Source organism: Heyndrickxia sp. FSL K6-6286 (assembly GCF_038630395.1).
Taxonomy (GTDB): domain Bacteria; phylum Bacillota; class Bacilli; order Bacillales; family Bacillaceae_C; genus Heyndrickxia; species Heyndrickxia oleronia.
Genome location: NZ_CP152029.1, coordinates 297,472 through 312,764 on the forward strand (window position 1 = coordinate 297,472; position 15,293 = coordinate 312,764).

The 15,293-nt window shown below is 36.3% G+C and carries 19 protein-coding genes; 12 read left to right on the forward strand and 7 right to left on the reverse strand.

What is annotated here, in order from left to right; genetic code table 11:
• Positions 1–134: 134 nt before the first annotated feature.
• Both MHI39_RS01640 and MHI39_RS01645 read left to right on the forward strand, forming a co-directional pair.
• The gene (locus tag MHI39_RS01640; RefSeq protein WP_071977383.1) at positions 135–566 is read left to right on the forward strand and encodes an SRPBCC domain-containing protein; all 432 of its coding nucleotides are present in this window, start codon (positions 135–137) and stop codon (positions 564–566) included.
• On the forward strand, positions 566–925 hold the full coding sequence (locus tag MHI39_RS01645; RefSeq protein ID WP_342540557.1) for a metalloregulator ArsR/SmtB family transcription factor: 360 nt from the start codon (positions 566–568) through the stop codon (positions 923–925). The genes MHI39_RS01640 and MHI39_RS01645 overlap by 1 nt, the downstream gene beginning before the upstream one ends.
• Before the next feature lie 109 nt (positions 926–1,034).
• Here MHI39_RS01645 and MHI39_RS01650 read toward each other — a convergent pair whose 3' ends face one another.
• Positions 1,035–1,580, reverse strand: a complete 546-nt coding sequence (locus MHI39_RS01650) for a hypothetical protein (protein ID WP_071977382.1) — start codon at positions 1,578–1,580, stop codon at positions 1,035–1,037.
• Positions 1,581–1,697: 117 nt separating this feature from the next.
• On the opposite strand from MHI39_RS01650, the gene MHI39_RS01655 reads away from it, so the two are divergent.
• Together MHI39_RS01655 and MHI39_RS01660 are read left to right on the forward strand one after the other, a co-directional pair.
• Complete coding sequence (locus MHI39_RS01655; protein WP_071977381.1) at positions 1,698–2,291, forward strand: TetR/AcrR family transcriptional regulator; 594 nt, start codon at positions 1,698–1,700, stop codon at positions 2,289–2,291.
• Between the two features lie 86 nt (positions 2,292–2,377).
• Positions 2,378–3,160: a GNAT family N-acetyltransferase gene (locus MHI39_RS01660; RefSeq protein WP_071977380.1), complete on the forward strand. Its 783-nt coding sequence runs from the start codon at positions 2,378–2,380 to the stop codon at positions 3,158–3,160.
• 42 nt (positions 3,161–3,202) lie between these two features.
• Here MHI39_RS01660 and MHI39_RS01665 read toward each other — a convergent pair whose 3' ends face one another.
• Positions 3,203–3,970 (reverse strand): TetR/AcrR family transcriptional regulator, encoded by a 768-nt coding sequence (locus MHI39_RS01665; RefSeq protein WP_236722903.1) that lies wholly within the window; start codon positions 3,968–3,970, stop codon positions 3,203–3,205.
• A 230-nt stretch (positions 3,971–4,200) separates the two neighbouring features.
• Between MHI39_RS01665 and MHI39_RS01670 the strand changes: the two genes are divergently transcribed.
• The 6 genes from MHI39_RS01670 (at position 4,201) to MHI39_RS01695 (ending at position 8,527) form a co-directional block, all read left to right on the forward strand.
• A complete protein-coding gene (locus MHI39_RS01670; protein ID WP_342540562.1) occupies positions 4,201–5,088 on the forward strand; it encodes an ATP-binding cassette domain-containing protein in 888 nt (295 codons plus the stop codon).
• A complete protein-coding gene (locus MHI39_RS01675) occupies positions 5,085–5,876 on the forward strand; it encodes an ABC transporter permease (protein WP_342540564.1) in 792 nt (263 codons plus the stop codon). Before MHI39_RS01670 ends, MHI39_RS01675 begins: the two co-directional genes overlap by 4 nt.
• A gap of 156 nt (positions 5,877–6,032) precedes the next feature.
• Positions 6,033–7,124 (forward strand): metallophosphoesterase, encoded by a 1,092-nt coding sequence (locus tag MHI39_RS01680; RefSeq protein WP_071977377.1) that lies wholly within the window; start codon positions 6,033–6,035, stop codon positions 7,122–7,124.
• Positions 7,125–7,305: 181 nt separating this feature from the next.
• Positions 7,306–7,845 (forward strand): TetR/AcrR family transcriptional regulator, encoded by a 540-nt coding sequence (locus MHI39_RS01685; protein WP_071977376.1) that lies wholly within the window; start codon positions 7,306–7,308, stop codon positions 7,843–7,845.
• The gene (locus tag MHI39_RS01690; protein WP_071977375.1) at positions 7,845–8,171 is read left to right on the forward strand and encodes a multidrug efflux SMR transporter; all 327 of its coding nucleotides are present in this window, start codon (positions 7,845–7,847) and stop codon (positions 8,169–8,171) included. Before MHI39_RS01685 ends, MHI39_RS01690 begins: the two co-directional genes overlap by 1 nt.
• Positions 8,172–8,182: 11 nt before the next feature.
• Positions 8,183–8,527: a multidrug efflux SMR transporter gene (locus MHI39_RS01695; RefSeq protein WP_071977374.1), complete on the forward strand. Its 345-nt coding sequence runs from the start codon at positions 8,183–8,185 to the stop codon at positions 8,525–8,527.
• 76 nt (positions 8,528–8,603) lie between these two features.
• Here MHI39_RS01695 and MHI39_RS01700 read toward each other — a convergent pair whose 3' ends face one another.
• Both MHI39_RS01700 and MHI39_RS01705 read right to left on the reverse strand, forming a co-directional pair.
• Complete coding sequence (locus MHI39_RS01700) at positions 8,604–9,158, reverse strand: DNA-3-methyladenine glycosylase I (RefSeq protein ID WP_071977373.1); 555 nt, start codon at positions 9,156–9,158, stop codon at positions 8,604–8,606.
• A 45-nt stretch (positions 9,159–9,203) separates the two neighbouring features.
• Complete coding sequence (locus tag MHI39_RS01705) at positions 9,204–9,791, reverse strand: N-acetyltransferase (protein ID WP_342540569.1); 588 nt, start codon at positions 9,789–9,791, stop codon at positions 9,204–9,206.
• Positions 9,792–10,199: 408 nt separating this feature from the next.
• Between MHI39_RS01705 and MHI39_RS01710 the strand changes: the two genes are divergently transcribed.
• On the forward strand, positions 10,200–10,805 hold the full coding sequence (locus MHI39_RS01710; protein ID WP_342540571.1) for a histidine phosphatase family protein: 606 nt from the start codon (positions 10,200–10,202) through the stop codon (positions 10,803–10,805).
• On the opposite strand, the gene MHI39_RS01715 is transcribed toward MHI39_RS01710, so the two are convergent.
• The 3 genes from MHI39_RS01715 to MHI39_RS01725 all read right to left on the reverse strand — a co-directional run bounded on the left by MHI39_RS01715 (position 10,802) and on the right by MHI39_RS01725 (position 14,452).
• On the reverse strand, positions 10,802–11,782 hold the full coding sequence (locus MHI39_RS01715) for a nuclease-related domain-containing protein (protein WP_342540573.1): 981 nt from the start codon (positions 11,780–11,782) through the stop codon (positions 10,802–10,804). The genes MHI39_RS01710 and MHI39_RS01715 overlap by 4 nt on opposite strands.
• A 283-nt stretch (positions 11,783–12,065) precedes the next feature.
• Complete coding sequence (locus tag MHI39_RS01720; RefSeq protein ID WP_180212836.1) at positions 12,066–12,986, reverse strand: copper amine oxidase N-terminal domain-containing protein; 921 nt, start codon at positions 12,984–12,986, stop codon at positions 12,066–12,068.
• Between the two features lie 110 nt (positions 12,987–13,096).
• Positions 13,097–14,452 carry an MFS transporter gene (locus tag MHI39_RS01725; RefSeq protein ID WP_342540576.1) on the reverse strand — a complete coding sequence of 452 codons (1,356 nt, stop codon included), beginning with the start codon at positions 14,450–14,452 and terminating at the stop codon, positions 13,097–13,099.
• A gap of 259 nt (positions 14,453–14,711) precedes the next feature.
• On the opposite strand from MHI39_RS01725, the gene MHI39_RS01730 reads away from it, so the two are divergent.
• Entirely contained in the window at positions 14,712–15,281 is a 570-nt protein-coding gene (locus MHI39_RS01730; RefSeq protein WP_342540578.1) for a methyltransferase domain-containing protein, read from the forward strand.
• Positions 15,282–15,293 lie beyond the last annotated feature (12 nt).

A 15,293-nucleotide genomic window follows, 5' to 3' on the forward strand; every position in this document is an offset into this window, starting at 1 on the left:
TGTAAAAGTTCAGAACAAGAGTAATGATAATCATTAGGTGTGGGAAAATCTAAAGTTGACATGAAACCAAAAGGTTTTATATAATCAGAAAGTGAAACCAAAAGGTTCTATAAAATGAAAGAAGGTTATTGATAATGGAAACAATTCATCAAAATAATGTACCAGATATTAAGCAAACAGTTATTATACAATCTCCAATCCAAAAAGTTTGGGAGACTGTCACAACATCTGAAGGAATCGCATCATGGTTTATGCCAAATGATTTTGAACTCCAATTAGGACATGAGTTTCATGTGCAATCTCCTTTCGGACCATCCCCTTGTAAAGTGTTAGAAATTGATGCTCCCAATCGCTTAACCTTTTCATGGGATACAGATGGTTGGTTCGTTACCTTCATTTTAAAAGATTTAGGTGATAAAACAGAATTTACTCTTATACATGGTGGGTGGAAAGAAGCAGATGCGATTGTGCCAAAAGCGGGTGAAAAAGCATCGATTATTCGTGAAAAAATGAATCAAGGTTGGGCAGGTATTGTTAATAAACTACGAAAGCTGATTGAGGGTTAGTGTCCAGGGCAGCCCAAAAGTATGATGTATTTCAAGCAATCGCTGATCCCACTCGTAGAGAAGTACTTCGGTTGTTATCGGAAAAGGAGCTGCCGATCTCTGAAATTACTTCCCACTTTCCTATGAGCCGTACAGCCGTTGCAAAGCATCTACACATACTTTCCGAAGCAGAATTAGTAAGTGGAAGAAAGGTTGGAAGAGAGAAAAGGTACCGACTTGTACCGGAAACATTAACAGAATTGAAGGATTGGCTTGCTTATTATGAACAATTCTGGAGTAATAAATTGACCAGACTTAAATATATTGTTGAGTCAACTGGGGAATCGGAAATAGACAATACTCCAGATGGAAGAAAATAGGCTAGTTAGGAGATGAACTGCACCACAATTGTTAGACCCAACTAACAATTGGAGGTGCAGTTCACTAAGTCGGTCCTTTTCATTTTGAAAAATATACCAAATTAAAGATTTAAGCCTTCACCTTCGCTCTTTTAGGCCAAACAAAATTTGAAATAGCAATAAGCAGGTCAACACCTAGCACAATCGTCCATAGCTTTAATATTCCATACAGTGCCTCCGTACGTGAAGAGTCATTGATGAAGAAAATTAAGCCAATTAAAAGGCCTGCTCCTATAACATAAGCTAAGACATGCATTCCCCAACTTTTTAAATAGTGTAAAGCATATTCCATTCCAAAACGCTGAACCGGTTTTGGTCCTTGTTTTGTCACATAATAACGAAATCTTTCATCAGCCCATTTGATCATGCTTTTTCCAAAAGCAATAGAAACCCCTATATAAACGGCCGCGATCGCATGTGCTCTTGTCGCGGTAGCCCCATTATATAAATCAAGACTCGTAGTGATTAATAATATCAAATCGATTAAAGGAGTTAAAGCAAGGAAAAATAATCCTAGTTTCTCCTTCTTTAGGAAATAACGTGTAACTAATCCTAAAATAATAAAAACCCAAAACCCAACTTCACTAGCAACAATCATCCATGCTACAAAATTCAAGAAGGCACCCCATTCCAATACAATTGTATTAAGTAAGAATATTTTAACAGGTGTTTTTAAATAATACAACTGTATTATTTAATTGCTGTGGTGTTTTTTTCTTGTTAAAATAATGGTATGCCAAAAATAGTTGATCATGAACAAAGAAGAACACAAATAGCAGAAGCAACATGGAGGGTGATCCTCGATAACGGTATGGAGGGAGCGACAGTAAGAAACATTGCAAAGGAAGCGGGATTATCATTAGGTGCATTACGTCATTACTTTTCGACCCAAAATGAACTGCTTATTTATGCGATGAATCTCGTTAAGGAACGAGTAACAGAAAGAATTAATAAACTAGTTATGAGTGATTTACCTCCGAAAGAAAAAGTAGTGAGTATATTAATGGAAATTGTCCCGGTTAATACAGAGACTATCGCAGAAATGGAGGTTTGGTTGGCATTTACTTTTCATTCAAAAAATAAAGTGGATATATTTGACCATGTGAATGACAGAATCTTTCAAGGTATCCAAAAATTAATGGCCCTTTTAGAAATGAATCAATTACTTAAAAAGAATGTCAATAAAGATATAGAAGCAGAGCGTTTATATGCAATTGTTGATGGATTGGCATTCCATGCTATGCAAGAACCACAGCGGGTGACGAAGGAATGGATTCATAATGTATTTACTTATCATTTGGATTCGATTTGTATAGATGATGAATGATAGGATTATAAAAACTTTTTAAGAGAATTTAAAGGAGAAGTGTTTGTTGCTGTAGAAAGGTTAAGAGGTCAAAGAAAGGGGGAGAGCTGTTGGAAATCATCGAGCTAAATCATGAAATTCTTCAAGGGACAGGAAGCTACTGTTTACGAAGTAAACCGAAATCCCAAGGATATATAAACAAAAATAAATGGTTGAATGATCAATTCGAAGAAGGATTGAAATATGTAAAGCTATTGGAGAATGGAAAGCAGGTAGGCTTTATTGAATATACAGCCTCTGAGTCATCTTCTCGAGTGGTTTATGCTGAAAACTATTTAGTCATTCATTGCTTATGGGTAAGTGTAACAGGTAAGGGGTATGGAACGAAACTTATAGATAAATGTCTAGAGGATGCGAGAAATATGGGGAAACATGGGGTGGTGGTCTTAACCAATTCCGAGACTTCATGGACACCAAGTAAGGAGGTTTTTCTTAAAAATAACTTTTTAATGATTGACCAAGCTCCATATAATTTTGAATTACTTGTACATAAATTTCACGAAGCTCCAGATCCCTATTTTCCTACTGATTGGGACGAGCGAGTAGAAAGGTTTGAACAATTAACCATCATACGGTCTTTTCAATGTCCATATGTAGATATTGCTACGAGTAATTTCTTAGAGGCGGCAAGTCAATTAGGGATTCAAGCCAATATCATTGAAATTAATAATCGAGATGAGCTCATGCGGTTATCACCTACCCCATATGGGATATTTTCAGCCGTATTTAAAGGAGAATTAATCACCTTTCATCGGCTAACTGTTCATTCGGTAAGAAAAAAACTGAAATTGCTTAAAGACAAGTCTTTAATGAGTAATCAGCGGGGATAAATAGGACCCCGCTGATTTTTTTGATAAAATGAACGGTACGGTTTATTTCCCCATTTTAGATAATAGATAGCTATCAATTCCATCTAATATCAGTTCTAATCCAAAATCAAAGTCATCCCCTACATCATTTGCTTCCGGGTTCTCCTCTGTATAGACACCTGACATGATAATCGGGTGCAAATGAGGAAATCGTTCAGATGTAACAAGCTGCTTAAGTGCAGCACTGTAATCTCGACCACTAAATGTTCCTTCAGTTGCCCCAGATTGTAAGGCACGGTTCATATCCCTTTGAATTAACCCACAACCGCGTGCATAGTTACTGATTAATAGAATAACTCCCATTTTTTCAAAATCACTCAGAGGTAATTCCTTAATGCAACCTAATGCCCAATCAACAACTTGAAGATTATTTGGGGTGATAGGGGCACCAGAGATAGGGATGTCTCCAAACCAAGGGTGATCCGTATATACTTTTAAGCATGCATTGAAATATTCTTTAATATTTTCACGCCAACCTGCCTCTTCCTTTATAGGAGGTAGGGGGATAGCGCAGACAGCATCCTGCATGAGTAATAAAAGGTCATCCTTACTAGGAATATATCTGTAAAGCGACATCGGAGTGAATCCAAGTGATGCTGCCACCCGATTCATAGAAACTGCTGTAAGTCCATCTTCATCTGCGATGGCGATCGCTGCCTCTACAATTTGGTTTACATTCAGTTCCCGTTTTGGACCCCGTTGTGGTTGCTTAACTAACCCCCAACTAAGTGCAACCCCTTGAGGTAATAGTTCATTAATTTTCTCATCCACGATCCTTTTCCTCCTAAATATTTGGTTCAATCAAATAATCTCTATTTCTTGTTCTATTATTGAATCTATCTATACTGGACCTTTGTAGTAACCGTTCAACAATAAGAGAATTTTTTAACCTTAATTATAGGCTAAAAGTGAAAAAAATCATGTTGCAATTTAATTGTATACGTTATATACTGTGTATGCAATAAACAGTATATAACGTATACAAAAGGGGCGTGGGATAGTTGACTACTGTTGCGATTGAAATCGCTGGTTTACGAAAAAGTTTCGGTAATCATGAAGTGTTAAGTGGGATTGATTTAAAGGTTTCATCGGGAAGCATTTTCGCCTTGCTCGGTCCTAATGGTGCTGGAAAAACAACATTGATTAATATTTTATCAACTTTAGTTTTTCCGGATGAAGGTTCAGTACGTGTAGGAGGATATGATGTTGTGACTGAAGAGGCTGGGGTGAAGCGATCTATTAGTCTTACCGGTCAATATGCAGCAGTTGACGAAATATTAACTGCGGAAGAAAACCTTCGGATGATGGGGAGACTATCTGGACTCTCTCCTGCCCAATCACGTACCCGTGCAACAGAACTCTTGGAATATTTTGATCTAGTTGAGGCTGCACATAAGAAAGTAAAGGCTTTCTCAGGTGGTATGCGTCGTCGATTAGATCTAGCCATTAGTTTAGTCGTGAGGCGATCCATTCTATTCTTAGATGAACCTACAACCGGGCTTGATACTCATAGTAGAAGAGCATTATGGGATATAATATTAAAACTTGCAGCTAGTGGAATGACCATTTTCCTAACAACACAGTATTTGGAAGAGGCAGATCAGTTAGCTGATGAAATTGCCATCATTGCTAAAGGGCGTGTTGTCGCTCAAGGATCTGCAGATGAGTTAAAATCAAGGATTGGTGGAGAAGTGGTTGAGTTTCGGAATGGGAATGATGAAGTTATTCAAGAGTTCCCAACGGATGGAAGTATCCAAGAATTGAAATCTGTACTTGATGAATACATGGGCCATTTTCCTGAAAATACCAGAATTAATATACGAAAGCCAAGTATGGATGATGTTTTTATTGATTTAACTGTGACAAAACAGGAGGGATCTTTATCATGAAAATACCGAATAATTTCGAAGTAAAATCCCCATCTTTTGGAGTGGTAAATTCTGTTTTTATCGGTCGTAGCCTGCGACATAGTTTGCGAAATACGGAAAGCTTAATCATGGCTATTGCACTACCAATCATACTAATGTTGTTATTTACTTATGTATTTGGTGGAGCAATCGATCCGAGTGGTGAATATGTAACCTATGTTGTGCCAGGAATTATTCTCCTATGTGCAGGCTTTGGATCATCAAGCACAGCGGTGGATGTCGCTACAGACATGACGAACGGTATCATTGATCGGTTTCGAACCATGCCTATCAAGAGTATCCATGTGATAACAGGTCATGTCATTGCTAGTTTAGTACGTAACCTTGTGGCGACGGGGATTGTTATTTGTGTCGCATTATTAGTTGGATTTCAACCTTCTGCGAATCTTCTTGAGTGGATTGGTGCAATTGGGATCATCACATTGTTTATTCTCACCTTTACATGGCTTTTTGCGGCGATAGGTTTGGTGTCCTCCAGTCCGACTGCTGCTAGTAGTTATGGATTTGCCTTGCTTTTTCTACCCTATCTTTCTAGTGCGTTTGTTCCAACCGATACGATGCCAAGTTGGCTGCAAGGAGTTGCTGCTCATCAACCAATCACTCCAGTAATTGAAACGATTCGCGGGTTACTCACCCATACTCCAATACACCATTATGCATGGTGGGCAATAGGCTGGTGTCTATTGATTCTTATAGGCTCGTATATTTGGTGTACTTGGATATTTCAACGGAAGACAGGACAACGCTAATAAACTAGTTATTATGCGAAACACTTTCCATTTGATGCGATGACCGTATGGGTCTATGCCTCAGAGGGAAGGTGTTTTTTAATTAGAATGTAATTTCTGTATATTTTGATATAATGGTAAAGAATAGTTAGAAGGAAGAAATTTGGAGATGAGTAAATGCTTGATGTTAGACAAGTGGATATAGATAAAACCAAACGTACTATTGTTATATCAGATATACATGCAAATCTTGAGCTCTTTAACAAATTGCTAGACAAGTTAAATTATACAGATGATGATTATCTTTTTATTAATGGTGATCTTTGTGAAAAAGGAGATAATAGTCTAGATGTGATTGAATTCGTAAGGAATTTATCTAGGAAGACTAGACATGTATATGTAACAAAAGGGAATTGTGATGTACTCCATCGTTCCGTTTTTAATAGAAGCGAATGGATTATCCCCTATATGAACAAACGAAAAAAATCCGTGTTAAATGAAATGTTATCTATTAAAGGGAGATCACTAGATGATTTTTCTTCTATAGAGGAATTATCGCAATTTTATCGCCAGCATTTTCATAATGAAATTGAATGGATTGAATCCCTTCCGATTGCTTATGAAACAGATGATTATATTATTATTCATGCAGGAATTGATAGAATAGAAGATTGGAAGAAAACCGAAGAGTCAATGGCTTTATCTTTACCAGCTTTTTATGAAAAAGAGCATTATGCTGAAAAAATGGTCATTGTCGGACATTGGCCCGTTGTAAATTACCGGTCAGACGAAATTTGCTCACATAACCCCATCATTGATTTTCATAAAAGGATTATTTCAATAGATGGTGGAAACCAAATTAAAGACGATGGCCAATTAAACGCTTTAGTTATAGAAAAGGACACATACACATTTATATATGTGGATGAACTAAAGGAAGAAAAGGTGGTTCAAAGAGATTATACAGACTCTTTGAATCGAAAAGGTACGGTAACCTATCCAAATTATGAAATGAAAATTATAAAAAAGGAACCATATTTTACTCTATGTGAGAATAGTAATTTAGGTTTTCAACAATGGATAAAAAATGAATATTTATCTTATAAAGAAGATCAAATTTATTGCAAAGATGATCTAAGTACAACCTTTTTATCTGTTAAGCAGGGAGAGAAGGTATGGATTGTTGATAAGGAATGTGATGGCTTTGTTCTTGTAAAGAATGGAGACGGGGAGGTAGGTTGGATCCCTTTCGAATGTTTAGAAAACTAGGTTAATAGTTATGATGGGGTCACAGCATTGAACTGACCCCATTTAAGAATGGTTGAAGAAGACACAGGAGACCTCTCAAGAGCGGGAAAGGACAGTGTAATAGTAATTGACACATGATGGATAACACTTTATATTAGGAATATAAAAAAGACCGACTAGACGGTTTAAAAGGTGATGGATCATGTCATTAAAAGCTATAAAAAAACGACAATTAATCCTAAATACAGCGATTCAATATATACTGGAAAATGATTTGAACTCACTGACACTAGATGGGATTGCCCAAAAAGCTTCAATTAGTAAAGGTGGGCTATTATATCATTTTAAAAACAAAAACGAATTACAACTCGCCGTGGCGGAAGAAATTATAAATGAGTTCCTAGAAGCATATGAAACTATAGTAGAGCACGAAAAAGGGGATGGGAAACATATTAGAGCGTTTATCCTCGCCTCACAACGGGACTTACATGCTGGAGCACGTTTTAATGTTGCGATCCAAATTATGCAAAATAGCAATACGAACATTACGGAAATGTATGAATGTTTAATGAATGATTTGCTTCAGGAGAACGATATCGATGCATCGACCGTTCAGCTGATCCGTTTAACTATTGATGGATTGTATTATTCACGGCTATTGAATATTCTACCAGTTTCAGATCGTGTGACAGATGAGGTAATAGAGAAATTATTACAAATGACTAGAAAGGAAGAACACTAATGTATGTATATATCCTTTTGCTAATTGCTATCGTGTCAGAGGTTTTTGCTAGTTCCATGTTGAAACTCTCAAATGGCTTTAAGAATGTATGGGCGAGTTTGGGCGTTGTGATTGGATATGCCTTAGCTTTTTATACTCTATCCTTAACATTAAAGCATCTCCAACTTGGTACAGCATATGCTGTATGGGCTGGATTAGGTACAGCTTTAACGGCTATTGCAGGAGCCGCCATTTTTGGTGAACGTTTTAATTTCAAAAAACTTTCGGGTATAGCCATGATTATTGTAGGGGTTGTCGTGTTAAATCTTTTAGGCGGAGGACATTAGGGGGAGTACTTATGAAAGGTTATCTATTTTTATCAATTTCTATTATTTCGGAAGTTTTTGCAACAATGATGCTAAAAATATCAGATGGGTTTACTGTGATCTTCCCTAGTATAGGGGTTGCTCTAGGCTATGGTATTGCATTTTACTGTTTGTCTTTATGTTTAAAGATGATACCGCTAAGTTTAGCTTATGCCATTTGGTCAGGTGTAGGTACAGCCTTAACCGTCATTGTCGGTGTAGTTGTTTGGGGTGAATCTTTTAATCTTTATTCTGGAATTGGTATTATATTAATAATTGGTGGCGTCGTGATGTTAAATCAAAAAGATCGTTCTGAAAAACTAGTACAATCAAAATAATTGGGACAGGGGGTCAGACCCCCTGTCCCATTTTGATTTAGAAAGAACGGGACAGTGGACCTGACCCCTTGTCCCATTATCCCGGATAACAATGACAGCTGACAATATGATCGTTAACCATTCCGGTTGCTTGCATAAAAGCATAGCAAATTGTAGAGCCGACGAATTTGAATCCGCGTTTTTTTAAATCCTTACTTAGTTTATCACTAATTTCTGTAGTGGCAGGGACGTCACTTAATGAGTGAAAATGATTCTGTATCGGTTTTCCTCCGACAAATGACCATAAATAAGTATGAAAGGAACCGAATTCTTCAACAATGTTAAAATAGGCTTTTGCATTCGTTATTACTGCGTTGATCTTTAGTTTGTTACGGACTATGCCTTCATTGTTTAATAGCTCCTGTATTTTTTTATCGTCATAATGAATAATCTTTGCAGGATCAAATTGATCAAATGCTTTTCGGTAATTCTCCCTTTTTTTGAGAATGGTGTACCAGCTTAAGCCTGCTTGTGCTCCCTCTAAATTTAAATACTCAAATAATAATTGATCATCATAAACAGGCACACCCCATTCGTGATCATGATAATGAATGTATAATGGATCATCATTGACCCAACCGCATCTGTTCATATACAATTTCCTTTCTAAAAAAGGTTGACGTTTCGGCAATATTACTTATTTTAACATTTTTTCATAGCATACACATTCATGGACACGTTTAAATTTCTTCTTTATTTCTTCTTTTTCCTCGCCAAGATAATGGGCAAAAGCCTGAACAGGGTATAATTTTGGGAATGAAGATTGGACATATCCCTTTAGTTCTTGTTCTCCATCCATAAATACATGTAAATAGGAATCCACCTTGCTAAAGCCATTTTTTTCGTACCAATTTTGCACCCACTGATCATCTCTTGTCCAAGCTTCTAATCGATTTAGCCCTTTTTGCTTGGCTATTTTTTCAGCTTCATATAATAATTTATTACCAATCCCCATTCTTTGGTAATCGGGATGAACAGCTACATGCCATATCATACCGCCAAGACCAGATCCTCTAGAACAGACTGTGAGTTCTTCTTTTTCATACTCAATATCTAGTAAACCAACAACTATCCCATCTTCTATAGCAATTAATTCAATAGAAGGATTTTCATAGTGCTCCTTTTCCCTTAAGACATTGTCATAGTATGAAGTATGAAGAAATGATAGAGCTCTACAACGGAGCCATCCGACCTTATCTTTTGAGTGATATTCTCTTATTTCCATTTGCTCTCTCCTTTAAAAAAATAATGAAAGGCCTTGTTTATATATGAAGGCCTTAACATTAATAAACGGTGTTTATATTATTGTAATTATACTAAAATTGAAAAATCTCTCAATAGAAATAGACTAGTTTTCCTTACATAATCATTTATTTACTATATTAGTGATCGTTTGTTTATCTAGAAATGGGGCAAGGCTAGCAAATAGTTGAGGGCTTAATTGTTCTGTATCTATTTTATTCAATAGCATAAAGAGATTCTCCTATCAACGGTTGGTTGAATGATCATAATTTCTATTCAACTGGAAGTAGAAAATGAGAATTACTTGTTGTGAGTATAAGTATGAAGGAAAAAGTCCTTAGAGGGGAGAATGATGTATTAGCAACAGACAGACATGAAGAGGGGGTTTGAAATGGAAATATTAGTAATAAGGCATGGGCAATCAGAAGCAGATTTGTTAGATGTGCATGAAGGGAGAGCTGACTTCCCATTGACACCATTAGGGGAACGTCAAGCAAAGAAAATGGCTCAATATGTAGATACCCATTTCCCACCAGATATCATATTAACAAGTCCACTAAAAAGGGCAAAAAGAACGGCTGAATTATTAAAGGAACGAATAGATTGTTCCTTAATTGAGGATAGGGACTTAATGGAGTTTAATAATGGTGTCTTAGCTGGAGTCCCTAAAGAAGTGGCAGCAAAGAAATATCCTTTACCTGTGAATGGGAGACCTGCACATATTCCGATTCAAAATGGAGAATCTGAACTCGAGTTTCGTTATCGAGCGGAACGAGTGTACTCCAGGGTGACCACAGATTATTATCAGTATCGGCGTATCGCTATTGTGTCACACGGTGGATTTATCTCAAATTTTTTAAAAGCATGTCTTTCACTTCCATTTAATAGTGAAACTGTTTTTCCAACGGGTGACACAGGGATGCATTTGTTCGAGGTAAACGCAGGTTCAAAAGTGATGAGATTTCTTAATAAGCAAGAGCATTTAATATTGCTTTAAAACATTTTCCGTTCCAATGTTGATAGATCATATACTCTTCCTTTCCCTTTTCCTTCGAATGGTAAATTTAATGATTTGATAATATTTGTAGCAATTGTTCGCGAGGAAATCTGTAGGAAATCACTTAATTGTTTATGGGTAAGGGAGGTTCCTAATAGCAAAATATAATCTTGCAATGAAAATAAATGTGCATGTTTTGAGGACTGCAGACATTGTTTACAATACCACTTTCCGTGTCCTCTTTTCATTGGGAGCTGAAAACAATTAGGGCAATATACACCTTTGATTATCTCATCTTTGTGAATCTGAAATTGCTTTAATAAATCCTCCTTTTTTGATTCGTTTTCCCTTAATAATAATTTTGTTAGTTTTTGGATTTCTTTTTTTGTTAAAACATCCCTATGATTTATTCTTTCAATGTCCTCGATTTTTGAGATTAGATGAATAGAGTTACTTACCATATGCAGACGATTAGATGTGTTTTTAAAATGAATAAGTGTATAGGGGTTACTGATGACAACAAATGTGAAGATGGGGAGGGAAGAAATCTTATGTATTTGCAACCATTTCGCAAATTGACGCTTTTGAAGTAGAACTTGAGAGAGTGGGTCTTGATAAACTTTAATTTCCCCGTCCTTTTCCTGGATTAATTGTTTTAATTCTTCGTCAAATGTAATCGCGCCTCCAAAGTTCTTTACCTCTATAATGACAAAAAAACTTTGAGATAGTATAAGAATATCCATTTGAAAATAATATTGATTAGTATTATGAAGTCTAATTCCGTGGAAAATGAGGTATTTTCGATCGGATAAAAAACTTAAATAATAATCTAGTGATTTTTCACCCTGGTATCCAGCTTTTTCTCTTCTTAAGTTCTCTTCAATCATTGATCTTCTCTGATGTGAAGGGGATATTCTCCGGTGAATGGTTTCCAATCCTAATAATCGAAATGATTTTTTGCACTCCTTCTTAATCATCTTTTCAACTCCTTTTCTTTCTAAATTTATTCAACAACTGTGTCTGGATTCCTGCATGGGGAGTGAACTTTCAGAAATCTAACTTTAAGAGTCTTTATTTTTTAATAAAGCTAGCTTAATTTGATTATTTTCGCATGATTTCGGAGGTGATTCGCACGAAATCAATCGATATTCGCGCGTTTTGGGCAACGATTCGCACGAAATTAGTCTTTTTCGCACAATCAAGCACATCTTTTGCACGAAAAAAGAGCTTCCTACTTTTACAGAAGCTCTACTACTGAAATTAATCCTTAAATAACTCCTCGAGGAAATCTTCAGAAACATAGGTTTTTCCATTTTTTATTTCAGGAGCCACCTCAAAAAATTTAATACTGCGATTGTATCCGTATTCTTTTTGTCCAATCGAAATTTGATAGGATCGATTTTGCTTACTAATGGTGATGATGGTGTTAGAAGTTTTAGCATCCCATTTCACATGATAGCCTAAATGGTCTGCCACTTTGCGTAGGGGAATCATCTTCACTTCTTTTTTCATATAGTAATCTTTACCGATTATTTGCTGTATCTCCCTTTTTTTCTGATCAAGGTTGTCTAAAGCAATAATCTTTTTGGGTGTCGTTTGTGCTGGGATACTTTTTGTTGCTATTGAATAAAAGACAACAAGATCCTTGCCATAAAGGTCCTTTTTATTAATTTTTTCTCCTGTTTTATTTAAGAGAATGGTGTCATTGCTAAGATTTAATTTTAGCTGACCATCTAAGCTAACCAGTTGTTGATTAAACTTAGCTACCTTGACCATCCCCATGTCCTTGTCGCTGTGAACGACCAATAGCTCTGGGGTAATCGTTGGGGGATAAATCATCAGCATTGGTTTATGTTTATCATAATATGCTGTTACTTTCGTCCCTTTTTTTAGCTGATTCTTATTGATCTCGTTAGTGGTCCCGCTATCAACTAACAGCACATCTTTAGTGATCGGGAAAATTGTAATTAATGAATTTTCGGGATTTTCAACAACTATTGATAGGGAGTTTCCATCTTGGTTTATTTCCGTTATCACCCCAGTTCCGCTGATATAGTCCGATGCATCTATTTGTTGGGTACTCTCATCTGCTGTTTCAGATTTGGCGGCCATGACAGGAGAGCTATTTAATGCGATTCCAGCTGCTATTACACTTGCAGTAATGATACTCACTTTTTTCATTATCTTTCCTCCCAGCGATTATTCTAACTATATTGACGAAAAAGAAAGGGAAAAGTTACAGATGGATGGTAGAAAGTTTAGCTAAAGAAAGAGGGGCATCCATGATACCCCTACCCCTGTTTTTTTAGCTGCAATTTTCCCGGAAGTCGAAGTGCCAATATGAGCACTAATACACAAAAAAATAGGCAGACGATGGCAACCTTGTGAAGATGCTGCACATCTAAATGTGTGCTAAATAAAATACCTAATAGACTGGATGAAAGAATGGAGCCAATATAACGGCTTGTTTGGAAAAGGCCAGATGCTGAGCCGGTTTCTTCAGGTTTCACATGTTCATAAAGAGCAGTTTGCATGGAAATATTATTGAAGCCGTTACTGATTCCCAGGACTGCCATAATGATAAGTAGCCACAATAGTGGGGATTGTTCCCGCAGACTTAATAATAAAGCTGTTCCTACTAATAAAAATATTGCTCCGATAACAAGTGGAAGTTTTGAATGATATTGATCAATTAATCGCCCTGCAATCGGTGCGATAATAACACCAAACCCTGCGAGGGCAAGCATAATTAAACCTGTATGCTTTTCACTATAATGATGAACCTGCTGTAAAAATAGTGGAAACCCAAAGAAATAACAATAAAACACAAGATTAATACTGATGAACTGTAAATAGATAAAGGATACATTCGAATTCTTTTTCAAAGAATCGAAGTCAATAAACGGTTCGTTTTGCTTGTTTTCATACTTGTAGAATACGATTCCTGCGATTACAAATACAATTAATGCCCACCAGCGAATAGTTGATTCCAAAGATAAAAGGAAAAGGATCAATCCAATCATTGTTATGATAAAAAGTAGAATGCCTCCGAAATCTATACGTCCCAATTCAATCTTTACTTGTTCAGTCTTAGGCAAAATAAAAATTGCCATAATAAAGGAAAGGACGATAAAAGGGAAATTAACGAAAAAGATCGATGGCCAATCCCACGACTCAATTAAAAATCCCCCAATGGAAGGGCCAAAAGCTGCTGAGGTGGAGGAAAAAATAGATAATGTTGCAAGTGCTTTTGCCTGCCCTTTAGAAATACTTGTGCGAACCATACTCATCCCACTTGGAAACAATGTGGAGCTACCAATTGCCTGAAGCGCTCTACACCCTAATAAAAAAGGAAAACTGGGCGAAAACGGTGCTAATGTCGAAGCAATTGCAACAAGAATCAACCCAGCTAAAAACAATCTTTTTGGTCCGAACATATCACTTAATTTCCCCATTACAGGTTGTGCAGCAGCACTAGCCAGATAAAAAACGGAAATTAGCCACGATGCATCTGCAAAACTTAAAGCAAACTCATGCTGCATTCGTGTTAATGCTACTGAAATCATTGAAGAATTTAACGGATTTAATAATGTGCCTAATCCAATGGTTAAAACGAGTAACCATGGCTTACGTAATGTTTGTGTCATAATTATCACCTAGTCTTAAGATATCCATAAAAATATAGTCAATGCTATCATATTAAAAGAATCAATAATTCTAAAGAATTTTGCTCCTAAGGTAAAGGAAGTTGGCGATAATTTCCTTGTTCAATTTTGTCCTAAAAAATAATATTCTTTACGGTTGAATTGGAATACTAAATCAAAACTTAGTAATCCTATTATTCGACACAGCGGGTCATATAGGTCTATAATTCCGAATGAATTCAAATGAAAAGGAGAGATGAATATGGCTGGTCATCGTTTTAGCCCAGAAAAGGCAGATAAACTATTGGATCCAAAAAGAACGAAACTACTTAATCAAAAAGAAATAATCTCATTACTAGATCTTTCTGATCATGATCGTATTGCCGATCTCGGATCTGGAAATGGATTTTTCACTATTCCGTTTGCGAAAGAAACGGATAATCATGTATATGCGGTAGATGTTGAGCCTAAAATGCTTGAGTTGTTAAAGGAACGTGCGTTAAAAGAAGGGATAGAGAATATTCAATATGTCCTAAGTGATCTTGAAAATATCCAATTGGGTGATGCAAGCGTAGACAAAGCATTTGTTGCCTTCGTTATGCATGAGATACCTAATATGGAGAAAGCTTTAAGTGAATTCAAGAGGATTTTAAAAAAAGATGGAAAATTAATGATTATTGAGTGGGATGCCGTAGAGTCACAGGTAGGACCACCGATTCATGAAAGAATATCTTCTGATAAAATGCAAAGTTTTTTATTAGACAATGGATTTCATTCCAAAATTGTTTCATTAAATGCTGCAGTTTATGCAGCGATTATAGAGATGAGGTAGTGAAAGGATGGT